Source organism: Candidatus Viridilinea mediisalina, assembly GCF_002532535.1.
Taxonomy (GTDB): domain Bacteria; phylum Chloroflexota; class Chloroflexia; order Chloroflexales; family Chloroflexaceae; genus Viridilinea; species Viridilinea mediisalina.
Genome location: NZ_NQWI01000067.1, coordinates 1 through 25,868, shown reverse-complemented (window position 1 = coordinate 25,868; position 25,868 = coordinate 1). Strand labels below are relative to the sequence as shown.

General features: G+C 59.6%; 19 protein-coding genes and 1 pseudogene. 8 read left to right on the top strand and 12 right to left on the bottom strand.

Features of this window, described 5'->3' with window-relative positions:
- A pseudogene (locus tag CJ255_RS24125) lies at positions 1 to 331 on the top strand (hypothetical protein); the annotation flags it as partial.
- Here CJ255_RS24125 and CJ255_RS13945 read toward each other — a convergent pair.
- From CJ255_RS13945 to CJ255_RS13935, 3 genes are all read right to left on the bottom strand, one after another.
- Positions 301 to 1,182, bottom strand: a complete 882-nt coding sequence (locus CJ255_RS13945; protein WP_097644715.1) for a dihydrodipicolinate synthase family protein — start codon at positions 1,180 to 1,182, stop codon at positions 301 to 303. The pseudogene CJ255_RS24125 and the gene CJ255_RS13945 overlap by 31 nt on opposite strands.
- 110 nt (positions 1,183 to 1,292) lie before the next feature.
- A complete protein-coding gene (locus CJ255_RS13940) occupies positions 1,293 to 2,192 on the bottom strand; it encodes a DMT family transporter (RefSeq protein ID WP_097644714.1) in 900 nt (299 codons plus the stop codon).
- Positions 2,193 to 2,242: 50 nt separating this feature from the next.
- Positions 2,243 to 3,103, bottom strand: coding sequence for a carotenoid biosynthesis protein (locus CJ255_RS13935; RefSeq protein WP_097644713.1), 861 nt, complete (start codon positions 3,101 to 3,103; stop codon positions 2,243 to 2,245).
- A 326-nt stretch (positions 3,104 to 3,429) separates the two neighbouring features.
- On the opposite strand from CJ255_RS13935, the gene CJ255_RS13930 reads away from it, so the two are divergent.
- On the top strand, positions 3,430 to 3,837 hold the full coding sequence (locus tag CJ255_RS13930) for a response regulator (protein ID WP_097644712.1): 408 nt from the start codon (positions 3,430 to 3,432) through the stop codon (positions 3,835 to 3,837).
- 23 nt (positions 3,838 to 3,860) lie between these two features.
- Here the strand turns inward: CJ255_RS13930 and CJ255_RS13925 are convergent, their stop codons facing one another.
- Together CJ255_RS13925 and CJ255_RS13920 are read right to left on the bottom strand one after the other, a co-directional pair.
- Positions 3,861 to 5,003 (bottom strand): M20 family metallopeptidase, encoded by a 1,143-nt coding sequence (locus tag CJ255_RS13925; protein WP_097644711.1) that lies wholly within the window; start codon positions 5,001 to 5,003, stop codon positions 3,861 to 3,863.
- Between the two features lie 350 nt (positions 5,004 to 5,353).
- The gene (locus tag CJ255_RS13920) at positions 5,354 to 5,821 is read right to left on the bottom strand and encodes a DoxX family membrane protein (protein ID WP_097644710.1); all 468 of its coding nucleotides are present in this window, start codon (positions 5,819 to 5,821) and stop codon (positions 5,354 to 5,356) included.
- A gap of 226 nt (positions 5,822 to 6,047) precedes the next feature.
- Here CJ255_RS13920 and CJ255_RS13915 point away from each other — a divergent pair, with 226 nt between their 5' ends.
- The 5 genes from CJ255_RS13915 (at position 6,048) to CJ255_RS13895 (ending at position 11,079) form a co-directional block, all read left to right on the top strand.
- The gene (locus CJ255_RS13915; RefSeq protein ID WP_097644709.1) at positions 6,048 to 7,640 is read left to right on the top strand and encodes a hypothetical protein; all 1,593 of its coding nucleotides are present in this window, start codon (positions 6,048 to 6,050) and stop codon (positions 7,638 to 7,640) included.
- Between the two features lie 126 nt (positions 7,641 to 7,766).
- Complete coding sequence (locus tag CJ255_RS13910) at positions 7,767 to 9,350, top strand: amidase (protein WP_097644708.1); 1,584 nt, start codon at positions 7,767 to 7,769, stop codon at positions 9,348 to 9,350.
- Between the two features lie 188 nt (positions 9,351 to 9,538).
- Positions 9,539 to 10,156, top strand: a complete 618-nt coding sequence (locus tag CJ255_RS13905) for a hypothetical protein (protein ID WP_124681942.1) — start codon at positions 9,539 to 9,541, stop codon at positions 10,154 to 10,156.
- 72 nt (positions 10,157 to 10,228) lie between these two features.
- A complete protein-coding gene (locus CJ255_RS13900) occupies positions 10,229 to 10,600 on the top strand; it encodes a nucleotidyltransferase family protein (RefSeq protein ID WP_097644706.1) in 372 nt (123 codons plus the stop codon).
- Complete coding sequence (locus CJ255_RS13895) at positions 10,597 to 11,079, top strand: ribonuclease toxin HepT-like protein (protein ID WP_097644705.1); 483 nt, start codon at positions 10,597 to 10,599, stop codon at positions 11,077 to 11,079. The genes CJ255_RS13900 and CJ255_RS13895 overlap by 4 nt, the downstream gene beginning before the upstream one ends.
- An 84-nt stretch (positions 11,080 to 11,163) precedes the next feature.
- Here the strand turns inward: CJ255_RS13895 and CJ255_RS13890 are convergent, their stop codons facing one another.
- The 7 genes from CJ255_RS13890 to CJ255_RS13855 all read right to left on the bottom strand — a co-directional run bounded on the left by CJ255_RS13890 (position 11,164) and on the right by CJ255_RS13855 (position 23,799).
- Positions 11,164 to 12,648: a dihydroorotase gene (locus CJ255_RS13890; protein ID WP_097644704.1), complete on the bottom strand. Its 1,485-nt coding sequence runs from the start codon at positions 12,646 to 12,648 to the stop codon at positions 11,164 to 11,166.
- Positions 12,649 to 12,879: 231 nt separating this feature from the next.
- Positions 12,880 to 13,815, bottom strand: a complete 936-nt coding sequence (locus tag CJ255_RS13880; RefSeq protein WP_097644702.1) for an aspartate carbamoyltransferase catalytic subunit — start codon at positions 13,813 to 13,815, stop codon at positions 12,880 to 12,882.
- Between the two features lie 44 nt (positions 13,816 to 13,859).
- Positions 13,860 to 14,399 carry a bifunctional pyr operon transcriptional regulator/uracil phosphoribosyltransferase PyrR gene (gene pyrR / locus CJ255_RS13875; protein ID WP_097644701.1) on the bottom strand — a complete coding sequence of 180 codons (540 nt, stop codon included), beginning with the start codon at positions 14,397 to 14,399 and terminating at the stop codon, positions 13,860 to 13,862.
- A gap of 348 nt (positions 14,400 to 14,747) precedes the next feature.
- Positions 14,748 to 20,108: an Ig-like domain-containing alpha-2-macroglobulin family protein gene (locus CJ255_RS13870; protein WP_097644700.1), complete on the bottom strand. Its 5,361-nt coding sequence runs from the start codon at positions 20,106 to 20,108 to the stop codon at positions 14,748 to 14,750.
- A 13-nt stretch (positions 20,109 to 20,121) separates the two neighbouring features.
- Complete coding sequence (locus CJ255_RS13865) at positions 20,122 to 22,317, bottom strand: HD family phosphohydrolase (RefSeq protein ID WP_097644699.1); 2,196 nt, start codon at positions 22,315 to 22,317, stop codon at positions 20,122 to 20,124.
- Between the two features lie 90 nt (positions 22,318 to 22,407).
- Complete coding sequence (locus tag CJ255_RS13860; RefSeq protein ID WP_097644698.1) at positions 22,408 to 22,962, bottom strand: GatB/YqeY domain-containing protein; 555 nt, start codon at positions 22,960 to 22,962, stop codon at positions 22,408 to 22,410.
- Between the two features lie 204 nt (positions 22,963 to 23,166).
- Entirely contained in the window at positions 23,167 to 23,799 is a 633-nt protein-coding gene (locus CJ255_RS13855; RefSeq protein WP_097644697.1) for a guanylate kinase, read from the bottom strand.
- Between the two features lie 27 nt (positions 23,800 to 23,826).
- Between CJ255_RS13855 and CJ255_RS13850 the strand changes: the two genes are divergently transcribed.
- Positions 23,827 to 25,623, top strand: a complete 1,797-nt coding sequence (locus CJ255_RS13850; protein ID WP_097644696.1) for an Rqc2 family fibronectin-binding protein — start codon at positions 23,827 to 23,829, stop codon at positions 25,621 to 25,623.
- The last annotated feature ends 245 nt before the right edge of the window (positions 25,624 to 25,868 follow it).

The following is a 25,868-nucleotide window of genomic DNA, read 5'->3' as shown; positions in this document are numbered from 1 at the left end:
GAGAACAGGGGAACAGGGGAACAGAGGAACAGAGAACAGGGGAACAGAGAACAGGGGAACAGAGAACAGGGGAACAGAGGAACAGAGGAACAGAGAACAGGGGAACAGGGGAACAGAGAACAGGGGAACAGGGGAACAGAGGAACAGAGAACAGGGGAACAGAGAACAGGGGAACAGAGAACAGGGGAACAGGGGAACAGGGGAACAGAGAACAGGGGAACAGAGAACAGGGGAACAGAGAATAGGGGAACAGAGAACAGGGGAACAGAGAATAGGGGAACAGGAGCACATACTTACAAACTACAATGCCTCAATCTCATGTTTGAGTTGAGCAGCGGCCTGGTTGGTTAGGGCGACAAAAGGTAAGCGCACATGGGTTTCGGGGAGTGTGCTGTGCCATGCGAGGGCGGCTTTGAGTTGCGCAGGCGTGTTGAGTGGATCGAAACGATCACGCAGAGCACTCAGGCGCGCTTGGGCGGCAAGTACATCGCCGCCGTGGTGGTGAGCATCGTAGACCGCTCGAGCTATCTGGGGAAAGGTACTCGCCATGGCGGTGATCGCCCCAGCAGCACCATGGGCTAGGGCTTGGGCAATCAGGCGGTCACTGCCGGTGAAAATCTTGAGTTGAGGGTAACGTTCAATCAACATCTGGGCATGCTCCCAGTTACCACTGCTATCTTTCATGCCAAAGAGTTGCTGCGGATGGCTCGCCAGCAGCGCATCAATGATCGTAGGCGTAATGGCAACGCCAGTCACTTGGGGGATGTGGTAGAGCATGAGGCGGGCGGTGGGTGGCAGGGTGTCACACAGAGCCTGGTAGTAGCCAATAATCCCCGCTTCGCTTGGCCCCTTGATGTAGAAGGGGGGCATCACCAGAATGGCATCAGCGCCCCGTTCGACGGCGTAGTTACTCAAGGCAATCGTCTCGGTGAGCGCAGCACAACCAGTGCCTGCGATGACGGCCAAGTTGCCACGTTGAGCCAGAATGGTGTCAAGCACCCGTTGGCGTTCAGTAAGACTCAGTGATGGCCCTTCGCCCGTGGTGCCCAGGGCCAACACCCCATGCAAGCCACCCGCTTCGAGGAAGCGCAGATAACCCGGCAACCACTCATAATCCACTGGCCCAACATCGCTGGTGAAGGGCGTAAGCATGGCGCTGATAATGCCATGGAGGTTGGTCATGATCACTCCTTAAATACGATTGTAGATTGCAGATTGCAGATTGCCGAACATGGCGTCTCAATGGGCTTGAGCGTTCTTGATGACGCGGTATATTCAAGGGTAATTTGGTGTTACGCTGGGCGTTTTAGGCGCACCTCGCCCCGCGAAGCGACCACAATCCCAAGCAGCAGCAGCAGAAAGCCGGTGAGTTGTAGTGGGGCAAAACCTTCATCGAAGAGGAAGAAAGCCAGAATGGCCGAGCCGATGGGTTCGCCCAGGATGGCAATTGCAACAAAAGTCGCAGAGATGGCCGAGAGAGCATAGTTGAAGGCGGTATGGCCCAGCAATTGTGGGCCCAGGGCCATTGCAAGAATGAGCGCATAGACGTAGGGTGAGAAACCAAAGAGTGGTTGACCCGCCAAGAGTGCCCAAGCCACAAGGATGACCGCAGCAGTGCTATAGACCACATAGATATAGGCGAGGACACTGAGCCGACGGCGCAGACTGCGCCCAATCAGCAGGTAGCCACTCACCGTCACCGCACCCACAAGCGCCAACAGATTCCCCAGGGTCGGGTTGGGCTGCACACTGCTGGCACTATCCGAAATGCCAATCAGCAGCGTACCAAGCAGGGTAACGGCCATCCCAAAGAGGTTAAGCGGCCCCAAGCGTTCACGGAAGATGAGCAGCGAAGCGAGACCAACCCAGAGCGGATTGGTAGCAACCAACGCGACACTCGAAGCCACCGAGGTAAAGGCCAGCGAACTGATCCATGTCGCAAAATGGAAGGCGAGGCAGGTACCAGACAGCAGGGCCAACCCTAGATCACGGCGACTAAGCCCACGCAACTCAGGGCCAACCCGTACCCAAGCGAGTGGTGTGAGCAGCAAGGCTGCCAAAGCGAGCCGTCCAGCCGCAATGCTTAACGAAGGAACCCCCGCATCTTGGGCAAAGCGTATCAGGATTGACGCGGTTGAAGCGATCAGGACACCAACAAAGAGGATCACATAGGGCAGGGCACGGTGGCGCATCGGATGTAGGTTCCTTAGGCAAGGCTTCTCGCCTTGCGGCGGCGAGCGGATTAAATCCCCGACTTTTCCATGACCCCGCGCAGACGCCGGGCAATGCGCGGAATAGCCCAATGGCCCCCCAAGGCTAACATCAGCAATCCGCCAATATAGGCCGCGTACTCCTGATCGCGGACGAGGTTGACCACCACAAACATCGTCAGGTTGGTGATATAGAGGGTCACCGGCAACCATGGCCAGTAGTTGGCGTGGCGAGCGCTCGGATTGGCTTGCGCCGCTTTGGCCCGATAGAACAAGAGAACCCAACTGAGTACCAAACTGGTCACAAACCAGGCCACAAAGTTGGAGAAGGGAATACCATAGTAACCGCCTGCGCCCGCATCGCTCCAGACCCAATACTGGTTGACATTGACTGCAAAGGGTTCGATAGTTATATCGAGCAGTAGTGCAAAAGCAGCGGCCATCAGCACCCGCGAGAAGCGCACCTCACGCTCATCATCGGGGGGGACGCCTTTGCGATAGAGAAACCGTTCACCAACGGCCATAGCCGCTGGCACAATCAACAACCAAGCAAAGGGAATCGCCAGTGGTACCACTCCAAAAATTTGTGGTTGTAGCACATCAGTATAGCTATAGGCACCAAAGGGGAAGCCAGTCGTAGCCCCAACGTGCTCGATCAACCATGAGAGGAAGAGTACCCACAGCGAGGCAATCGCACCCCAGCGCCCAAAATTGATCGTGAGCCAGAGCCCCAGCATACTCCCCTGCAGAATGAGCAGAGCCCCTCCCATCCATGTGCCCCAAACAGGTACACGATCAAGCGCCACAAGTGCCAACGAAAACGGATAAAGAAAAAGGTACAAACCGAAGAGTGCCGCCACCCAAGGACGGAGTTTCAGGCCACCATGGCGCATACTATACCCACCCTATTCAGAGCAGAATCGCATAATCGTAGCATGAATCATTATAGATTCGGCTTTCTAACCTGTCAAAGAATTGATGTAGGGGCTGCCCCTCCTATGCAGTTGGGGCTTTGGGGGCGCTCCCCGAAGAATCGTGTTTCTTCCATTTTGGCGGCAAAGCCGCCAAAATGGAAGAAACACGAGGACATGGGGCGCAGCCCCACAAAACTTCATGCGCAGCTTTCCTTTACAATCTTTTTACTTGCATTAAGGTGCGGTACTATGGTACTATGACTTTCCGTCCCTTGGTTTGATAAGAATGGTAACCGAGGTGTGCTATGACAGCAGAACTTCAACAACTACGCATCCTTCTCGTTGAGGATGACAATCACATTGGGCGCATCATTGAATTGGCGCTACCAGAGCTTGGCATTGACTATGAGTTTGTAGCAGCACTCAGTGCTGAGGAGGGGTTGGAGTTGTGGCAGCAGCAGCCATTCGATCTGTTGCTTACCGACTACAATCTGCGCGGTATGACCGGCTTGAAGCTGGTTGAGTTGCTCCGCGAGCAAGGTGAACAGGCTCCAATGGTACTCATTACCGCTTATGACTCGCCCGATGTGCGCCGTCATGCGCGTAATGCCGGGATCAGTGCCTATGTCATGAAGCCCTTCTTTATGGATGAACTGATCCAGACGGTGCGCCAAGTCTTACCCCAACGGGTTGCGCGAGCAGTCAATGGGTAAGGGCTAGCGGCTTTGGTGTACCATCAAATCCGGCTGATCAGCGCCAAGAGCAGATCTGCACGCACCATAGTTGCTGGCAGATCAATCTGCTCGTGGAGGGCGTGGGCACCGAGGCCGGGCGCACCGAGGCCATCGAGGGTGGCAATGCCCATGGCGGCGGTGAAGTTGCCATCACTTGCTCCGCCGGTGGCACCTGCGCCGAGGCTGAGGCCCAATTCGGATCCAAGGGCTTGGGCGCGGGCGCAGAGTTCGCGTGAAGCGGGGATGGCTTCCATGGGCGGGCGGTTGAAACCACCACCAACGCTCAGGGTGGCTCCAGGTAAGACTGGTTGCACGTTGGCAAAGGCCGCTTCGAGCCGGGCCGCTTCGCTTGCGCTCCAGACCCGCACATCCACGACACAGTTGGCACTGTCCGGGATAATATTGAAGCTATTACTGCCCCCGGTGCCATAGCTGACACTCACACTGGTGCCTTGGCTTGGATCGGCTAGGCTACTGATGGCCAGCATCTGATGGGCCAACTCGATCAGCGCATTGATCCCCTTCTCTGGCTCGACCCCGGCATGGGCGGCTCGTCCGCTGATGCTGAGGGTATAGATGCCAACGCCTTTGCGGGCGGTCTTGAGCAGATGTCCCTCCTCAATCGGTGGCTCAAGCACCAAAACATGGGCGGCTTGGCGCGCTTCTGCCTCAATCAGATCGCGTGAAGTGAGGCTACCAATCTCTTCGTCCGAGGTGATCAGCAGGTGAATCGGGCGGGGCAGTTGGAGCTCCAGGTTATGCACGGCCCGTAAGGCGAGGATGGCCATGGCGATGCTGGCCTTCATATCGTAGATTCCAGGCCCAAAGACGGTATCGCCCTCAATGCGGAGCGGGCGTGTTGTGAGTATGCCAGCGGGCCAGACAGTATCATAGTGGCAGAGCAACAGGGCCGGGCGGGCGTCGGTGGGTGCGTGGGGGGCGGGTAGTCGCAGGCAGAGGTGATCACCACCCAGAGGGTTGGCAAAGCGCTCGAGCTTACCCAAGGGCGCAAGCAGGCTACCGAGCAGATCAGCGAGTGCATCACAGCGCACCTTATCGCGGCTTGGGCTTTCGCACTCCACCAAGGTACGCGCAAGGGCCAGCAACTCGTCGCGCTGATTGGCCAAAGAGGGAAGAGGTGGCATGGGATGTCCGATCTTGTACCATTTTAGGGAAGGATACAGAAAACAGGAAATAGGAAATAGGGCTGAGTCTTCAGAATGCCTTGGATGCTTCAAGACTGTAAAGTACTCTGAAACCATCTTTTACGATTGTAGATTGTAGACTTGCGAGGATGCGTGAGACGAAGCGGCGAGGGCTCCGCCTCACGCCTCACGCATCCTCGCCTCCTCGCCTCCTCACAAACGGTAAACGTGTTATACCAATGACCCTTGAACATGCCGCATTACTAAGAACGCAAACGCCCATTGGAACGCCATGTTCGGCAATCTACAATCTACAATCTGCAATCTACAATCGTAAATGGTATTACTACCTACTTAAACCAGACCAACTCAGGATAGCGCTCGTGCAGATGCTTATCGAGGCCAAGCCAGTGGCCGGAGGGCGTAGCCAAGAGCAGGAACGAAACCACAAAGAAGGGTGGCATGGTTGCGTTGGTAAACGAGCCCGCAGTGATATTACTGAGCAGGAAGAGCGCAATCAGGGCACTGGGGCGCACAGCGATGCCAAGTAGCATGCTGACAGCGACAATCACTTGGCCTATCGTAAGTACCCACGCGACCGGGCGGTAGTAGGGGATGGCAAAGTGGCGCAGGTATGCCGCCGAGAAGCTCTCAGGATCGATCTCGGAGAGGCGTTGCACAAAGTGTTCACGCATAACCGGGCTAGAGAGCCAGCCCTGCGTAATCTTGTGATAGGCACCATAGAGAAAGAAGGCTCCAAAGGTGTAGCGTAGCGCCAGCACAGTGCCAACGGCCACTTTCTGTTGTTCTCGTTCCACAGGGTTCTCCTTTAGTATAGCTATCCTTGTCCATACATATAATACACGGTTTTGTCTCTGATGAAACAGCTAGGGGAGCGCTACGTCAACGTTACCCCCGGTGGAGGTGCGGGGCGACGAAGCCGCCCCCGCACCTCTTCTGTGTTGCTGTTTGGCCGCGAAGCCGCCAAACAGCAGCAAAGGAATAGACAACAGTCTCAACAGCCCATATGCTACAATAGAGCCTATGCTAGAACAGATTGATCTCGACCTTAGGCTCACGAAGCGCGCCTATACCGAGCAGATTAGCGAGCTTCAGACGCGGCTCTTTCATATGGAGCAAGCGTTGATTGAAGCCCGTCGGCCCGTGTTGATTCTGTTTGAGGGTTGGGCCGGGACGGCGAAGGCGCGTACCATTGGGGTGATGGTGCGCCGCCTCGATCCGCGTGGTATCCGTGTTCATTCGATCACGCCACCGCGTACCTATGAGTTGCAGTATCCTTGGCTCTACCGCTTTTGGCTCAAATTGCCGAGCTATGGGCAAATGGCAATCTTTGATCGCTCATGGTACCGTGAGATGCTGGCGGAGCGGATGCGTAGTGCCGATATTCAGCTCTGGCGGCAACGTTGTGAAGATGCGGTCACCTTTGAACGCCAATTGGCCGATGATGGAGCGATTATTATTAAATTTTGGCTGCATATCAGCCGCAAAGAGCAACGCAAGCGTTTTAAGGCGTTGCTCAAGAATAAATTGACGGCCCATCAGGTTACGGATGAGGATCGCCAGCAGCAGCGCAATTATAGCGAGTATGCGGCAGCCCTGGAGGATCTGATCGCCCGCACGGGGACACAGCGAGCGCCGTGGCATGTGATTCCTGCGACCAATAAGTACCATGCGCGGGTGGCGGTGATCAGTACGGTGCTTGCGGCCCTAGAGGAGCAGGTTGACTTTCAGGCCGATACGGTTGATCCGAAGTATGCCAGTACGGGTTTGGATGTGGCCGGCGCGGCCTTCCGACGCCGGTTTCTTGATCAAATGGCTGCCTTTACTCCAGCGGCCCCCTCGCCTGCGGCGATCAAGGAGCCGGTGCATAGGCCTGTACGGGCTGAGGTGGCCCATATTTTGCGCCGGGTTGATCTGAGTATGCGCCTCGATGCCAATGAGTATACGCAACAACGGCGTCAACTGCAAGCCCAGTTGTACCTGTTGGGCCTCGCGCTCTACCATCAGCGCCGCCCGGCTGTTTTAGTCTTTGAGGGTTGGGATGCTGCTGGCAAGGGCGGTGCGATCCAGCGTCTGACCGCTGAGATTGATCCGCGTAGCTATACGGTGCATACGATTGCAGCCCCTGCGGGCGAAGATAAGCTGCGCCACTACCTCTACCGCTTCTGGCGGCGCTTGCCGCCCCGCGGGCAATTTGCCATCTTTGATCGCTCGTGGTACGGGCGGGTGCTGGTTGAGCGCATTGAGGGCTTTGCCCAACCCGCTGAGTGGCAACGGGCCTATAGCGAGATCAATGAGTTTGAACGGCAACTTGTAGATTTTGGGACGATCATCTGTAAATTTTGGCTGCATTTCAGCCCTGATGAGCAATTGCGACGCTTTCAGCAGCGTAAGAATGTTCCCTTCAAAGCCTGGAAGCTGACGGATGAGGATTGGCGTAATCGTGAGAAGTGGCCCCAATACGAAGAGGCGGTAGACGAGATGCTGCTGCGCTGCTCGACGCCTGCTGCCCCTTGGACGGTTGTCGAGGCGGAACATAAGCACTTCGCCCGCATTAAGGTGCTACGCACGGTGGTGCAACGCCTTGAGGCTGAGTTGGGCAAGGTGGAGTTGTAGGCTTGCCGCCAATATAGGGATGGTTTGTAGCAACGTTACAGTTGGCGAGGACGTGAGGACGCGAGGACGCGAGGACGCGAAGCCTTTGCCTCTTCGCCTCACGCATCTTCGCAAGTAGGAGCCCCCATGAGCCTCGCCGACCGCCTGTGCGCCAATCTGCGCCCTTTGGGCATTACGATCAGTGATGAGGATGTTGCTGGGATTGAAGCCCTTGGCTTCCTCAGTCGTTTGGCCGATTTTGAGCGCATTACCGCCACCATGCCCCATGCAATGCCGCCCGATTACCTCGATGCGGCAAGTCTGCCCGTTGCCCCGCCCGAAACAACAGCAACAGTCTGGCCAAGCGATCCGCCGGCGGATACGTTGCTTGGTGTGGCGGCCCAATTGCACGCAGGGGCGTTGAGTCCCATTGAGTTGACTGAGGCTGCATTGCAGCGCCTTGCCAACTTAGACCCTCAACTCAATGCCTTCCAGTTGGTACTCGCTGAACAGGCGCTCGCTGACGCTCGGCGGGCTACTGCTGAGTTGGCGGCGGGCCAGCAGCGTGGGCCGCTGCACGGGGTGCCCGTTGCGGTCAAGGATCTCTTTGACATGACGGGCCTGCCGACGACGGCGGGTTCGCCGATGTGCGCCGATAACATTGCGCATGACGATGCAACCCTGGTGGCCCGCTTGCGCGAGGCGGGTGCGGTGATCATTGGCAAGACCCGCTTATCAGAGTTTGCCTATTCGCCTGGTTCAAACAACCCTCACTATGGCCCGGTCGCAAACCCCTATGATCAGACGCGCGACGCGGGTGGTTCTAGTAGCGGTTCGGCGGCAGCCGTGGCCACTGGCATAGCCTACACCGCGTTGGGCACCGATACCGGTTGCTCGATCCGCATTCCTGCTGCCTTCTGCGGGATTGTGGGCCTCAAGGCTACCTGGGGCCGCACGAGCCTTGCCGGGGCGGTGCCGCTCGCGTGGTCGCTGGATCACGGCGGGGCGTTGGTGCGGAGTGTGGCCGATGCGGCGCTGATGCTTGCGCTGTTGGCTGGCCCGGATCAGCGTGATGGGCGCACGCTGCGTGCTGTGCCGCCCTTTATGCCCGGCGAGCTCGCGGGGGGTGTACGGGGGCTGCGGGTTGGCCTGCTGAACGACGATGGCTCTGGCAAACCTATGGCTGATGCAGCACAACTGGGGGCGGCACGCCAAGCCGCTGCGGCCCTAGCCAGCGCCGGGGCCGAGGTGCTGGAACTGCCCATGCCCCAACTCGACAGCCTGCGCGTGATTGGTGCTGCCATCGCGGGCCTAGAGGCAGCAGCCTTCCATCAGCCCTGGATGCAGACGCGCCTGCACGACTATGGCCCCTTTATGCGCCAACGTCTACTCGCAGCATGCGCCTACGGCCCTGGAGCCTTCATCCGCGCCCAACAGGCCCGTGCCGCTTTGCGCCGCGACGCCGCAACGATATTTGCACAGGTGGACATCCTGATTGGCCCCATCCACCCTGGCCCAGTCCCTGCGCTGGGGGTACCCGCCAACAACGGCTTGGCCATCCCGATCAACTGTTTGGGCTGGCCTGCACTTACGCTTCCCGTTGATCTCGGTAGTGATGGCATGCCTCTTGCAGCACACCTGATTGCCGCACCATGGCACGAAGCTTTGCTCCTACGTGCCGCCTATGTTGTGGAACAGGCGCGGGGAAGGTTTACAAAACCCTTGGATTAGGGTATTGTTCCCCGTACAGATCGGGGAGATCTTCCGTAGCTTCCCCAATCTCAGAAGCTGTCTGAAAAGCTAGTGGGGATGTGTTGGAGTGCCGGCTTTAGCCGGCTAAAGTCGGCACTCCAACGCCAGTTCATAGACTTCTCAGACAGCCTCTCAGATGCACGTTTAGCCGAAAGGAAACCGAGTTCATGCGAAAGAATCAGCGACGACCGCTCTCCATGCTCGTAATGGCCCTGCTCGTGGCGCTCCTGCTCAGTGCTTGTGGTGGTGCAACCACCGAAACCGCACCGCCCGCCGGTCAAGCCCCAGCAGCAAGTGAAGGCCCCGAAGATCGGGTGAAGGGCTTTTTTGCCACCCTCTCTGAGGCGTTCAATGACCCCAATCTGAGCGACGAAGCGCGGCGCACCGAGCTGTCCGACCGTCTTGCCAACTATGTCGAACCCTCGGAGCAGGCACAGGTGCGGAGTGATCTGCAGCAAGCCCTCGCCGAGTATGCTGCTGCCGACTTTGGTTCCATGATTGGCGAAGAGGACCTTGATATTCGCCTCGAAGTTCGCTTCACCGTCACCGAAACCCGCTTGGTTGAAGAGAGCGCCGACCGCGCTAAAGTCGAGGTGCTTGAAGGCACCATTTCCACTCGGCTCGCTGGTGCTGATGCGGAGCAGATGGGTGAGTTTGCTCAGATGATCAACCAAGAGTCGTCAATCAGTGAATTCTTTGGTGAAGAAGATGACGATCGCTTGATCGATCTGATCAAGATTGATAATGTCTGGTACTTCACCGATGTGAGTGATTTTGGCTTCTAAGGAGTGTTTTACGGAGGGGGAACGCGAGGGAACCAGGTTCCCTCGCACACCCTAGCTACACATGTTCTTCCTATGCCAACTATTGCCCCAGAAGCGTTAGCGCACTACCGCGCCACTGCCCGTCGCCACGCAAAAGAGCGCGAGCAGGCATTGGTTGCGTACCGCGAACGGGCCTGGGCGGTCGCCAAGGCGGCCACAACCCTGCTCAAAGCAACCTATGGGGTGGAACGAGTGGTTCTCTTTGGCTCCCTCGCCCGTAACGAGAGCTGCTTTCCCCACTCAGATGTAGATCTCGTGGCATGGGGCTTGCCGGAACACCTACACTACCGGGTGGTCGCGCAACTCCTCGATCTTGACACTTCAATTGCTATCGATCTCTTGCGTGGCGAAGAGTTGAGTGAGCGTTTGCAGCGCAGGATTGCAGCCGAGGGAGTAGAGTTGTGAGCCACTATGTGGTTGTGGCAGCGCGGATTGAAGAGGAACTAGCCGACCTCGAACGGGTCGTTACTCGTGCCGAAAGCCTCTGGGCCAAATACGAGCAGAGTGGCGACGATGGCTTTCTGGATGGTGTGGCGCTCAATCTGCATGGCTTCTATGCGGGTATTGAGCGCATCTTCGAGGAGATCGCCCGCACCATCGACACGAGCGCCCCCAGTGGATCAGACTGGCATCGTAGCCTAATCTTGCAAATGTCTGCGCCTGTGGTAGGGCTACGTCCTGCGGCCATTAGCCGCACGAGCCGCTTCTGCCTTGATGAATACCGTGGTTTTCGCCACGTTGTTCGCAACATCTACACCTTCAACCTGCGCCCAACCCGCTTGCAGGAACTCACGGTCGGTCTACGGGGTTGCTACACGGCGCTGCAACACGATCTGAGTGAGTTTCGAGCATTTTTGCAGCAGGTAGATAGAGGTACAGAGTAATGCACCACAGAGGCACAGAGAACACAGAGATGATTTAGAGATAATCACAACTCTGTGCCACTGTGGTAAACACACCTATACCCCTCAGCTATCACTGGGCAGAATTCCCTCCAAACGCGAAGCGGTCGGGTGGCTTTGGGTAATGCCTTGCCCAAAGTCTTCGCGCCGGTAGACAATCTTGCCCGCCACCATGGTGAGCATCACCTGGCCTTTGAGCCGCTGGCCGTGCAGGGGGTTGTTGTGGCCCTTCGAGATAAACTGGCCGGTGTCTACGGTCCAGAGTTCATCGGGGTTGAAGATGACCAGATCGGCACTGGTGCCAGGGTGCAGCGTGGAGGGCGAACGGCCCAATACCTGCGCTGGCCCTTCGGTGAGCTTGGCGATCATATTGACCAGATCCATTTCACCGCGATGCACGAGGGTTAAGACCAGCGCCAGGGCGGTTTCAAGGCCACTAATCCCAGGTGCAGCGAGAGCGTATTCGCACTCCTTGTCTACGAGCGCATGGGGCGCGTGGCCAGTGGCGATGGCATCAATCGTTCCATCGCGCAACCCTTCAATGAGTGCATCAATATCCTCTTCGCTCCGCAGAGGCGGGCTGACTCGCGTACTTGGATCGTAGGGTGGCAGCAAACTAGGATCAAGCCACGAATTGATCCCCAACTCAGGATGGGCCTTGCGCCGCCCCCGTCGTTGCGGTTTGGTAATTGCGGTCGTATCGTGAGGCACCAAGTTGCCCATCACCCAACGGTCAGTCAGAGTCAAATGGTGGGGCGTCACCTCAGCGGTGACATGGACACCACGGGCCTTGGCGGCCCTGATGAGGGCCACGCCTCCGGCGGTACTCACCTGGCAGATGTGGAGGTGGGCGCCAGCAGCTTCTGCCAGGGCAATATCGCGGGCAATCAGCGCTTCTTCGGCGGCAACCGGAAAACCGGCTAGGCCCAAGCGGGTACTCACCACCCCCTCGTGCATGGCCCAACCAGCAGTGAGCCGGCGATCCTCGCAGCAGGTCATGACTGGCAAGCCCAAGACTGCCGCATAGGTTAAGGCATTAGCCATAAGTGCCGTATCGGCAATTGGGCGGCCCCCATCACTAAAGGCGATACAGCCAGCCTCGGCCAACTCAATCAACTCAGCCAGCGCCGTACCCTCACGCCCCTTGGTAAGCGCCCCAATGATCTCCACATTCACATGGGCATCACGCGCCGCAATGCCCTGCACATGGCTTACCACTGCCGCAGTATCGGTAATCGGGCGGGTTGAGGGCATGGCACAGATAGTGGTAAAGCCCCCTACTGCCGCCGCCAGCGTACCACTCGCCAGCGTCTCCTTATGTTCATCGCCGGGCTCACGCAAGTGGACATGGAGGTCGGTAAAACCGGGGGCAATCACACAGCCCCGCGCATTAATGATCTCAACATCATCACCCACTGGCTCAGGCATGGCATGGAGATCGGTCAGATCCACCAATTGCTCAACTAGGCCATCGGAGATCAAGACATCTCCAACCGTTGCTACCCGCTGAGCCGGGTCAATAATGCTGCCATTACGGATGAGATAGCGCATAGGTTTCCTATGGAAGAACAGAGAACAGGTGAACAAAGAACAGGTGAACAGAGAACAGGTGAACAGAGAACAGGTGAACAGAGAACAGGTGAACAGAGAACAGGTGAACAGAGAACAGGTGAACAGAGAACAGGTGAACAAAGAACAGGTGAACAGAGAACAGGTGAACAGACTGTTCCTCTGTTCTCTGTTCACCTGTTCCTTTGCTCTTCTGTTCCTTTGCTCCTCATACTAGCCAGCTAAACGGTACAACAAAGCCATCCGCACCGCAACACCATTGGTGACCTGTTCTTCGATCACGGCGTTTGGTGCGGTGACAACTTCGGGCCAAATTTCGACCCCTTCGTTCATCGGGCCAGGGTGCATAATCAGGGTCTTTTCGCTCAAGCCTGCAAGGCGCTCAGGGGTGAGGGCATAGGCGCGACTATACTCGCGTAGTGAGGGTAGCAGCCCCGCCTGCATACGTTCCTTCTGAATGCGCAACGCCATCACCACATCGGCCCCTTGCAGTGCTTCATCTACCCGATAGCTAATCGTCACCTCAGGCCACGTCGTAGTCCAGTAGGTGGCCGGGCCAAGCAACGTTGGCGGCGCACAGAGCGTCACCTGCGCACCCATGCGGGTGAGCCCCCAGAGATTCGAGCGTGCCACCCGGCTATGCAGGATGTCACCCACAATCACCACTTTCAGATCGCGGATCTGCCCCAGGCGCTCATGAATGGTAAAGAGATCGAGCAGCGCTTGGGTGGGATGGGCGTGCCGCCCGTCGCCCGCATTGATCACTGCGCCATTGAAGTGGCGCGCCACAAGGTAGGGGGCGCCCGACTGGCTATGGCGGATCACCACAATTTCGGCCCCCAATGCTTGCAGCGTACGCACCGTATCAATCAGCGATTCGCCCTTTTCAACACTACTGCCCCGCGCAGTAAAATTGACAATATTGGCCGAGAGTGCCCGTGCGGCCAGTTCAAAACTAATCCGCGTCCGGGTACTCTCCTCATAAAACATATTCACCACAGTACGCCCGCGTAGTGTGGGCACCTGCTTAATCTCACGCGAGAGAACCTCCTTCATACTGCCGGTGGTCTCAAGAATCTCCTCAATCTCTTCAGCCGTGAAGTCATCGAGGTCAATGGCATGACGCCGTTGAGCCGTCGCACTAATCATAACCCTTGCTCCTTGGGAGGAACCCCGTTGCGGCACAATCCTACCTATACTGAACGTGAGATCACGACCTGATCAACATCATCGCTCTCACGTAGATGGACTTCAACCCGTTCGCTGCGTGCCGTTGGGACATTCTTGCCAACAAAATCGGCACGAATGGGCAACTCACGATGGCCGCGATCGACCAAGACCGCAAGTTGAATCCGTGCCGGACGCCCCAAGTCAGCGATAGCATCAAGGGCAGCCCGCACGGTACGCCCCGTATAGAGGACATCATCAACCAGAACGACCACCTTATCGGTGACATCGTGTTGGATCAAGGTTTTACGCACCATTGGTGCGGGGCCACGCAGCCGCAGATCATCGCGGTAGAGCGTAATATCCAGTTGACCAACCGGCACACGCACGCCCTCAAAGTCAGCAATTGCCGCCGCAATCCGTTCGGCCAACGGCGCTCCGCGCTGACGAATCCCAATCAGAATGACATCTTGCAGACCGCCATTGCGCTCGTCAATTTCGTGGGCAATACGTACCAACGCACGCCGAATATCATCGGCGGTGAGAATCTGTTTGCGCTCACTCATGGGCGTTCCACTAGGTAGAGAAAAGACAAAAAGCGCCCGGCAGCCCCCAGAGTTTGGGGGCGCGGACGCTGCTGGCAGCGTAACGCTGAGATGAAACGAATTGACATGCTGCTCCTTCACAGCCTCGCAGGACTGCGTTAAAGGTCAATTGATTGTAGCACGGCCATGGGGTTGCGTCAATGCTTTTTCTTGCTAACGAGGGCTATGTCAAAGTTGTTGGGGCTTCGTCCCAAACCCGTTTTTGTGTTGCTGTTTGGCGGCGAAGCCGCCAAACAGCAACACAAAAAGGTTTGCGGGGGCGGCGAAGCCGCCCCCACCCCCTCCACCGGAACTAACTTTGCCGTAACCTTACTCACTAATCACGATTTGCAATCCCGTCGGGCTGGCGCTGGCGGGTAATTGGCTGTAGGGAATGTTGAGCAGACTTGGGGGCGCGTTGAAGTGGCCCGTGGCGTTGGCCCGTGCGATGATGGTGTGGCTGTAGATGCCAGGGGGCAGAGGGGCGAGACCAAGCTTGAGTTGACCCACTTGGCTGGATGTGAGCATGTGAAATGGTGCGGCCACACTGGTAGGCAGGGGGCTGAGCCCAGCAGGTAGGTTGAGGGTTAGGCTGGCCCGTGGGGTGGGGTGGGCAACGATGATGGTGGTGCGTAGGCCGATGGTTTGGCCTAGGCGGATGTTTGTGGGGTTGAGGGGGCTGCCGCTGTTGGGATCAATCAGGCTTTGGGTCAACGCGAATTGGCCCGGCGCTGGGGTTGGCATGCTTGGGTAGCTGGCACTGAGCATGTAGGTGGCACTGCCACGCGCGTTGCTCTGGAGTTGGGCTGTTTTGGCTACTTCGGCAGCGGGGAGCAGGAAGTGTTGGGTGCTGGTGATTGGTGTTGCGCTGTCAAGCAGCGTGGTGCTGCCAAGCTGGAGCCTTGTGGGGCCGCTGTTTGCACTGGGGCTACGCAGTGGCAAGGCTAAGGCTACGCGGGCCGCTTCGTAGGCGCTGGGCCAGCCGTCTGGCCCCCAGGCGTTGCGTAGACTGGCTTCGATAGCGGGCAGGTGCGACGCTGCTGGGGCATGGTTGCGTAGCGCTTGCATGGCAGCAGCACTGAGGCTGGTACTGGTGCGCGGCATCAGGCTCGCTGTGGTGCTCTGCCATTGTAGCCCGCCATCCACCGGGGTGGCCGTAGCGAGCAGTTGCTCACGCAGCGCCAGCCCTTGGTTGCCAGGCAGGCTCATAGCAAGGAAGGCCAACCCGTCGGCTTCGAGTTCGCTTGTGTCCAGTGCCGCCGCCCCAGGATCGCCGTGGCCCGCGAGGCTGCGGACGTAGGCAATGTACGCTTGGGTCTCTAGGTCGCTGCTGGCGGCGACGCGGCCTACGTAGGCGATGGCGCGCAAACTGGCCGGACGTGGATCGTTGAGGATGGCACGGGCTGTTATTTGGGCTTCAAGCACAAAGGCGGTGACGAAGGGCTCTGAGGGGCTGTGGGGCCACCAGCCCCAGCCGCCATCGCTGCCTTGCGCGGCGTCGAGGGCGCTGAGGCTCCGCTGTGCTACCGCTTCCCAGGTGGCCTGTGTGTCACCGCTGCTGCTGTTGGCAAGCCGGGTCGCAATGATGGCGAGCGCAGCATCTGCTTCGACCGAGGCTGCGCTGTGGGCCGCCAGTCGCTCGGCTTGGTCGGCGAGGGCCGCCTCTACTCCCGGTGCCAGGGCGATCCGCAAGGGGGTGCTGGGGTCACTACTTGGCGGCAGGCTGAGGCTGAGCGCTCCGCTGCCACTCGTGGTGGTGCTGGCACTCCCGGCGGTACTTGGGCTGCTAATCGGGATACTATAGCTCTGTTGTTCGCTCAGGTCGGCACCTGTGAGGCTGAGGCGCAGTTGGCCTACGCTGGCGCGTGGGCGCACGTTGGCTTCCCATGTGAGTTGCTGCACGCTGCTCGGCGCGAGGGTGAGCGTGGTGGAATTGCCTGCTGTGGGTTGCAGATGTAGCCCAGTGGCGTTGAGCATGACGGCGACTTCGCGGGTGGTAGCGCTAGTGTTCTCAAGCGTCAATCTGAGAGTGGCGTGGTCGTTGGGTGCGAGGTAGGCGGGGAGATCGAGTTGGTAGCTCAATGCTTGACTGGTGCTGAGGTGGGTTGCAGCACTGGCAAATTGGGGTGTCAGGCTGTAGGCACTGAGCCGCCATGTCTCCGCAGTGTTCGGCAGTTGCAGCTTGCCGATCCGCAAGCCGGGTGCGCCGCTGCTCTGGCTGAGGCTGCGGTGTGCGCCGTGGGGCTGGGGTATGACTGGTGCCGCCGTGGGGCTGGGGGCGCTGCTGCCGCCCGCAGGGGGCAATGCCGCGACCCACGCGGGCGCGGGGGGGCTTGGTTGTACATAGGCCATCAAGCTGTCGGGCGGGGCGCTGCTGGGCGCAAGTGCCAGCAGGGTTGTCGTCGAGCGCGGTTGCGCCGCACTGCTACTGCTCAGGGTGATGCTCGTGGTTGCGCCGGGCAGCAGGTCGCGCTCGGCACTCGTGATGCTCAGGGTTGGCGGGGGCGCTTCGGGGTGTACATGCAGCGTCGTGGCCCCACTATACATCTGGTCGCCGCTGTGTAGCATGGCGTTGATCGCCAGCCCGGGGGCCATTGCGGCGCTGATCGGGATGCGGATCGGTTGCCCTGGGGCAAAGGAGCGCACTTGGCTACTCGGTGTCCCGTTGCTGCTAATCGTCAACAACAGCGTGCCGCTCTGCAGCGGGCTGGCAAGCAGCAGCAGCGCTTCGTCGCCGGGCGCATAGTGATCGCGGTCGCTCACAATGGTGAGACTACCGGCACCACTGGAGGGCCAGGCGTTAAAACCCGCTTCATAGACCCAGAGGCCCACACGGGTGGCGGGGCCGTCGGCACTGGCGACCAGTTCGTATGCGCCGGGGCTGAGTTGCACCATTTCGACCTGCGCTTGCCCGTTGCTGTCGCTGCGGGTGCGCCGGTTGACCAGGGCCGGGCCGCTGCTACCTACACGGTAGACTTCAAGATTGATCAGGCGGTTGGGCAAAGCTTGGCCTAGCCCGTCGCGCACGAGCAGTTGCAGACTGTGGCGTTCGTCGCTGGCCACGATGCGACTCGTTGGGCCAATGGCGACGTGGGGTGCTCCTGCACTCAGCAGCCCCTCGGTGCTGATTGGGCCTGCGGGGGTGTTCACAACCAAGTGGTAGCGGCGGGCCGCCCCGTCGCTGCTCGCTGGTAGCTCAATGCGTAGGCTGCCAGCTTCGTCGCTCAGGCCGCTACCCTCAATGTTTAGCACAGGCGCAGGTGCTGCCTGATCGCGCTCAAACGCGGGGGGAAGCACGGGAGGGGGCATCTTTTGCACCTGAATGTGCCATGAAAGGGGCAGATCAGCAATGGGCACATGCTCTTGGGTGATCAGCAGATCGAGGCTTGTAGCGGTGCTGGTACGCACCTCAAGCTTGAAGGGAGTCGTGTTGGGTTCAACGAGCTTGAGCGGGATGCTGAAGGTTGCATCGTCAATCTGGGCAAAAATCTGGTAGCGTGCAGGATCGAGGCGGGCGGCAAGGCTGAGGCTGCCACTCAGGGTGCCATTGTTGGGATTGATGCGGCAGGTCGCCGAGGGGCCCAGCAGGGTATCACTGAGGGTGCGGAGTTGCAGGCGGCAACTGCTGCTGGCAGCGGGTAGCGCAAGGTTGCCATCGGGGTTGCGCTGACGCACCAGGCCATGGATTTGCACGCGCTCGCCGGGAGCATAGTGGAGCTGATCGGCCAGCAGGAGCGCCAAGGTACGCGGCGGCGCAACGGGCGGCGTGGCGACAAGCCAGGCGCTATGGGCAAGCGCCGGGCCTTCCGCGAGCGCCAGCAGGTCGGATGCGGGGGCTGCGCCGCTCAAGGGTAAGCCCCACAGCCCATTGGCGTCGGTCTGGCCACTGCCGAGCAGCGTCCCGGCTTGGTAGAGCGCAACGGGCAGATTGGCCTGCGGTTGCCCAGCGCCATCGGTGGCCCACAGCAGCGCGTGGTTCGCATTGTGTTGCAAAGCGAGGCGCAGATCAGTAACGAGCAGCACAAGGTCGCTGCGCGGGCCTTCGGGACTCGTCACCCGCAGGTAGTAAGCACCCGCAGGCAGGGTTGCCTCTGCACTCGCACTGAGCGCAAGATCGAGTTGGGTCGTGCTATTGAGCGGCGTTCCCGGAATGGTACGCCACTGGCGGGCCAGGCTTTGGCCGTAGCGTTCAGGGTTGAAGCTGGGCCACGCCTCGGGGCGCAGCGCCAGGATGCGGAGCAATGTCGCCTCATCCAGCGGGTAGAGGCTCAGATCCAGCGCCGAGAGGTTGGTCACTTCGAGCGTAAGCTGAGCCGGGGCATTGGGGGCCAGGCGCAGCAGCCCAGCGAAGGCCGCAGGCACAGTGAGCGCAGGGCGCGCCGGGGCGGTCCGCAGTTGCATCTGGGCCTCAGCCCCCAACGGCTCACCGGCGCGGTCGCGCACCTCCGCAGCCAACGTGATGGTATAGAGCGTCGAGGGCTGGAGGTTAGCCTCAATTCGCACTTCCGTCTCGTTGAGGCTTAGGTCAAACCTGGGCACCGGCGGCTCAAAGCGCAAGCCACTCCGCAGGCTCGCCTCCTCCATCGGGGTGCTAAAGATGAGGCGGATCGGTTCGTCGGGCGCAAGTTGTTGGCCTTGACCGGGGAAGAAGGCCACCAGGCGTGGTTCGGGTTCAACCGTAAAATGCCAGGGTTCGAGCGGCGGCGGCTTGCGTTCATCATCGGGCGGCGCAACCAACGCGACGCGGTAGGTTACGCCATACTCCCAACCAGCATGGGGCTGAAAGCTCACCACCTGCTCGTCACCGTCCAGCGCGGCGCTAAAGACTCCCGACTTGGTTGGCGTAATCTGGAGCGTTTCACGTAGTAGCGCGAGATCAACCGGCGCAGCAAAGCGGAGTTGCAACGGTTGCTGCGGGCTAACCCAACGGGCTTGGTCGGCTGGCGTAACGGCGAGCAGGGGCGGCCACGCGGTACTAAAGCTCCAACGCAGGCTCGCCGCCAACTCCACCCCCCGCAGATCACGCAGTTGCGCCGCGAGGTCGAGGGTATAGCGCGTCACCGGCGCAAGGGGCGTCGTAGTCGTAAGCAGCAGCGTCTGCTGATCGAGCCATTGCCCCTCAAGCTCAAGGGGCGGATAGGCGCGCAACTCAGGCAGGCTGACCGCTTGGCCAAGGGCGCTTGGCTCAACCATGGGTTGACTAAAGACCAGGGCCAGCGGGCTGTCTACGGGGGTTGCGGGGCCAGCGGGCAGGGCCGCGACGACAGTGGGCTGGGCGGCAGTGGTGAAAGAGAGCGTCATTGGTGCCGCCAGGGGTTGCCACCAACGGTTGGTCGCAGTCGCCTCAAGGCGGAGGCTATAGGCACTCGCGGGCAGCAGCGCCGGATCAGGGCGAAACGTGAGCGTCGTGCCATCATCCGACCAGACGATCTGGCCGGGGGTGGGCGGATCGATCCGCAGGGCGGCCTCAACACTGGCCCGGTTCATCGGCGCATCGAAGCTGAGGCTGAGCGACGAGCGGGGGGGCAGGGCCGCAGTATGCGGCGCGGGATCACTAGCCACAAGGCTGGGCGGGCGATTCCAAGGCACAAAGGGGGCCAAGGCGCGCACGGCAAAGAGCAACGCCAGTGCCACGATCGCCATGGCCAAGCAACCGAGCCAGATGCGAGCCAGTGGACGCAACAGCTTCATCTTCAGCACCCGCCTAGCGCGTCACCAACGAGGGTGCATAGTCCACGCGTGGGTGGTAAATGGACTGCAAACTGACCACAAACGCCTGCTTGATCAACGAGAGTTCGTGCATCGTAAGCGGGGCTTGATCCAATTCGCCCTCACGCACCCGCGTTTCGATAATTGACTGCACAAGGTCATCGAGGCTCATCACGCCAGGGGGCAGGCCATTGACCGCGCCGTGGGCGCTGCGGGCTGGCGCAAGTTTGCCATGCTGCGCCTTGGAGCGCACCGTCGCTTCGACCGAGTCGGCCAGCATGAGAATAGCCTGCTCACGGGTCTGCGGACGCGGCCCAGGGTAGCGGAAATCCGCTTCGCGCACACTATCTTCCAACTGGAGCGCCTGCTGGTAGAAGTGGCGGATCAGGCCGGTACCGTGGTGGGTGGCAATAAAATCAACAATTTGGGGCGGAAGCCCGGCGGCACGCGCCATCTTCACCCCCTCGCGCACATGGTCAATAATGATCTGGGCGCTCGTGACCGGATCGAGGTCGTTGTGAACATTCTCGCGTCCAGTCTGGTTATCGGTGAAGAAATAGGGGCGCACCGTCTTGCCAATATCGTGGTAGTAGGCCGCCACGCGCAACAGCAGCGCATCGCCCCCAACCGCCTCGGCGGCAGCCTCGGCCAAATTGCCCACGGCGACACTATGGTAGTAGGTGCCTGGTGCCTCGCGGATCAGCTTGCGCAGCAGCGGGCGTGAGGGGTGGGCCAACTCCATGAGTTGCAGAGGCGTAACTTGGCCTGCAGCACGGCTAACTAGGTTGAAGACGCCTAGCGAAAGGATCATCGAAAGCGCCCCATTGAGCCCGGCGTAGAAGAGTAGCGGCAGCATAATCGCCCGCAGATCGGTCATGGTCACCGAAGGCGCATCCATAAACCAGAAGGCGAGTTGAGCCAGTGCGGCCACCACCGCCACCCCCATGCCAGCGAGGGCAAAGGTGAAAATCCGATCGGCGTTACGGGCAATCAGAATTGCCACCACACATGTGGCAAAGAGAATCACCGCGACGGCCAGTGACATATTCACCATCACGCCAATGGCTACACAGATCAGCGCCATGGCGCTCATGCTCAGGCGGCCATTGAAGACCACCGCAAAGATGATCGCCACCGTAGCCAAGGGGAAGAAGTGTGACCAGACATCCACCTGGGGCAGGGTGACGCGGGCAATCAGCAGGGTGGCATCAATGATGATAATCATCACGATGAACGAGCGAGGGCGCAGCGCCACCTGCGGTTCAAAGATGAGCATATAGGCCACAAAGCCCAGCGCCAGCAACCCAGCCAACATGCCCCGGCCAGCAATATCGGTCCAACCCATTGCACTGGGCATCGCCCCGGTACGCTGAAGCTTCTCGATAATCACAGGGGTAATAATTTCGCCCGCGCTAACGATACGCTCACCAGCCAGGACACGTGCCGACTGAGGGGCAACGTTATTGCGCGCCTCTTGGCGGCGTTGCGCGGTCGCCTCTTCATCGAGAGCCCGGTTGACGCGCAGGAAGGCATCGGTAAAAAACTTCGCCAACTCGCGCTGATTGGGCGAAAGGCTCGTCGTCGCCAGCCAGTAGGTCAACCAGCGTTCGCGCAACTGAACGAGAGCCCGCTCATCAAGGGCATAGTCGTAGCGTTCAATCGCACGGTCGTAGAGCCCCACCGTTTGGGAGCGCAGTTGTTCCCAACTCGCATCATCGAGGGTCAGAATAAGATCCGCCTGGGCCTCACTCAGTTGCAGTGAGGCATTGGGCAGTGCGGCCAGCACCGCCAGCCGCCCGGCCCGCGAGAGCGACGGGTCATCACGCACACTACTGATCGTATCGAGCAGAATGACGAGATACTGGCGCTGCTGCATGGGCAACTGCGGATCATAGACATAGACTAAATTATCGGAGCTATTCTCGGCCTGGGCTTGGCGTTCAGCCGTAAGCACCTCACTCGTATAGGCCACCTCAACGGGTGCCCAGATACTAATCGGACTAGGCATGCCCACTTCGAGGTGACCATACTGCCCCGGCAGGCTCAGGGTCAAGGCGGCCCAAATCCCCACCATGAGCAGCAGCCACTCAAGGAAGAGGGTGAGCCGCAACCGTTGCGAAAGAATCTCAACCGGATGGATCGGGCGAAAATGGGGCATCCCAGACAGCCAACGTCGTCGGGTTGTATTCATAGCGAGGTTGTCTGTTTTTTTAGCACCGAGGCGTCACGGTGAGGCAGGCATCTGTGCTAAAAAGACACATACTCAGGGATGCACGCAACGCTACCCACTTGTGAGCAATTCACGTGCCACCTGACTGAGGGTACGCCCATCGGCGCGCCCTTTCAAACGCTCAAGTAAGACCGGCATGAGCTTGCCCATGGCGGCGGGGCCAGTGAGTCCGAGTTCAGCAATGATCGCTGCGACTTCGGGGCGTAGCTCTTCGGGCGACAACATCTGGGGCATGTAGTGTTGCAACACCGCTGCCTCAGCTTCCTCTTGTGCGGCCAAGTCTTCACGTCCACCCTTGCGATAGAGTTCAGCCGCATCTTGACGCCGCTTCAACTCTTTGGCAATGACCGCCACCTGGGCCTCAGCCGCCAAGGGCGCATGGGCAGCGGCGCTAATGGCAGCCAAGGCCGCATCGCGCCCGGCGGGGTCATCAGCATACTGCGCTTCAACCGCACGGGCCGCCGCATCATACTGTTGCTTGGCCGCCTCCAACTGGGCATTCTGCAGCGCCGCCCGCGCATTCCGGATCACCTCAACGCGATCCTTTGCGCCTGCGCGCATGGCTGCTTTGAGATCAGACGTTAGCCGTTCGCTTATCGTTTCCATGATACTATTTCTGTCTAGCGGTGTGAGTTTGGTGGGGGAACCATGTTCCCCCACACCCCCTTCTGAGGGTGGTTACATGCGTAGGGCAAGCCCCAAAGCCCGTTTTCTGTTGCGTTTTGGCGGCGAAGCCGCCAAAACGCAACAGAAAACGTTTTCTTGGTGGAGGCTTCGCCTCCACCACGCCCCCAGCGGGGGCGTAGATCGTTACAAACTGACCATACGCGGAAAGACACGTTGCTTTTCAGCGGCAATAATAGCGCGAATTTGGTTGACCGCCTCGTCGAGGTGGCCTTCGCGGTTGATGACGACATAATCGAAGTGTTCGACCTGCTTGAGTTCAGTGGCAGCGACGGCGAGGCGTGCCTCGATTTCATTGGTGTTTTCGGTGCGGCGCACGCTGAGACGCTGACGTAGTTCATCAGTGGAAGAGGGGGCAAGGAAGATAAAGACCGCTTCGGGCGCGATCTGGCGCACCGTTGCCGCACCGTCTACGTTGATGCGTAACATCACGTCGCGCCCAGTGGCCATGGCTTGACGTACCTCAAATTTGGGAATACCTTTATACTGACCGTACACGAGCGCCCATTCGAGCAGTTCATGGCTTTCGATCATAGTCTCGAAGCGCTCAGTCGTAACAAAATGGTAGTCGAAGCCGTCAATTTCGCCTGGGCGAATGGTACGGTTTGTGGCAGTCACGACAAAGTGGAAAGGAAAGTTGAGATCGCGCATGCGATTGAGTACCGAATCCTTCCCCACTCCCGATGGGCCCGAAAGGACAACCAGCAGCGGTGGGGCTGCCTTGCCGTCAAGCAATGGATTGTGGGGCGGCCTCGTCATAGGCGTTGCTCGTAGAAATTATTGACCATGTACTTTGATGCTCTTACCTTGGCCGCCGTGAGCGATGAGTTGCGGGCGACCATCCTTGGCGGACGTATTCAGCGTGTTGTTCTAACTGGGCCGCTCAGTATTGGCCTTGAGATCTATGCCCAGCGGCAGCGCTGGCAACTACTGGCTTCGGCCCACCCACAGGTCGCCCGCGTTCATCTGGTGCGGGGACGCCTGACGCGCGGTGTGGCGCACGCTACTCCGCTGCTGCTCTTGCTGCGGAAGTATGTCTTGGGTGGACGGATTGTGGCCATTGAGCAGCCCGCGTTTGAGCGGCTTCTCCTGATCAGTATAGTCAAAGCCTCCAATATACGCAACATTGATTCGTCTGCTGCGGACGATCATGTTGCACCAACGAGCGATCCAGATACGCTTGAGCTTGAACATGAGCCTGAGGTTGAGCCTGTGGCTGATGCTACCTTGCTGCGTTCTGAGTTGATTATTGAGCCGCAAGATCGGCGCAGCAATATTATGCTTGTGAGCGATGATAATCTGATTCTTGAGAGCATCAAGCGCGTTACGCCGCGCATGAGCCGCCGCGTGGTGCTGCCGCGCCATGCCTATGAGCTGCCGCCGCCCCCCGCCAAGCGCGACCCCACCCAGGCGACGGCGGCGGGCATTGCGGCGCTTGTTGCAGCGGGGCCACCTGATCTCGCGCGGGCACTGGTGGCAAACTACCGGGGTGTTTCGCCCCAGGTGGCACGCGAGGTTCTCTTTCGCGCCCTTGGCGCTACCTCAACCCAAGGGGCCGAGGAGTTACCCTACTATACCATTGCTGCGCGGCTGCGTGAAGTCTTTAGCGCACCCGCAGCGCCCAGTTTGGTTGGCCCCCCGGCCACACCAACGGCCTATGCGCCCTACCTGCTGAACCACTTGGCCCCCGCTACGCCTGTGGCGAGTATCAGTGCTGCCTTGGAAGCCTACTATGCTGCGTTTGAACAACACACCGACCATACGCAGCGCCGCACGGCCCTCAGCCAGCAGTTGAATGTGGGGCGCGAGCGGCTGGTACGCCAGCAGGAGCAATTGCGTGCTGAGTTGGCCAAGGCGGATGCCTTGGAGCAACTGCGCTGGGAGGGCGAGATGATCTTCGCCTTTTTGCACACCCTCAGCCCTGGGCAAACCACGCTGATCGTTGAAGGGCAGACGATCACCCTTGAAGCCCACAGTTCGCCGGTCGAGCAGGCCCAAGCGCGCTTTCGGCGCTACGAGAAGGCAAAGAGCGCCCGTGCGGGGCTGCCCGAACGCCTCGCCGCAAACGAAGCGCGCCTCGATGGCCTAGCTGAACTCCTTGGCCTCCTCGCCATCAGCGACGACTACGCCCAGATCGAGCTTTTAGCCCAAGAGGCCGAAGAACTCGGCTACCTGCACGAACACCCCGACCCACTCACCGCCCAGCGCAAACGGCGCCCCAACCGCGCCAAACCGCTCCAATTGACCTCACCTGACGGCTGGCTCATCGTCGTTGGACGCAGTGCGCGGCAAAACGAAGAGGTCACCTTCCGCATTGGGCGGCCCGACGACCTCTGGCTGCATGCGCGCGGCTTGACGGGGGCACACGTCATCATTCGTTGCGATGGGCGCGAACCACCAGAGGCAACCCTTGTGGCAGCGGCGGGCCTCGCAGCCTACTTCAGCCAAGGGCGCAGCGAAGCCGCCGTCGAGATTGACATCTGCCGTCGCGCAAAGGTACGCAAGCGCCCCGACGGTCCCCCCGGCCTGGTCAGTTACCACCCGGAATACAGCCTGCGCGTAGCGCCCCGGGCGCCGTGGTAATACCAATTACCGCAGTAGCGCAAAAGGAACGCTGTGTAGGGGCACGGCGCTGCCGTGCCCCTGGGGGCTACGGCGACCACGGGGATGGCACGGCGCTGCCGTGCCCCTGGGGGCTACGGCGACCACGGGGATGGCACGGCGCTGCCGTGCCCCTACGGTCTATGGTCAAGGGAAGCAGAAATTTTTAAGTGTCCCAGCAGCCTGTCATGCTGAACAAAGCGAAGCATCTCGAAATTTGGTTACCA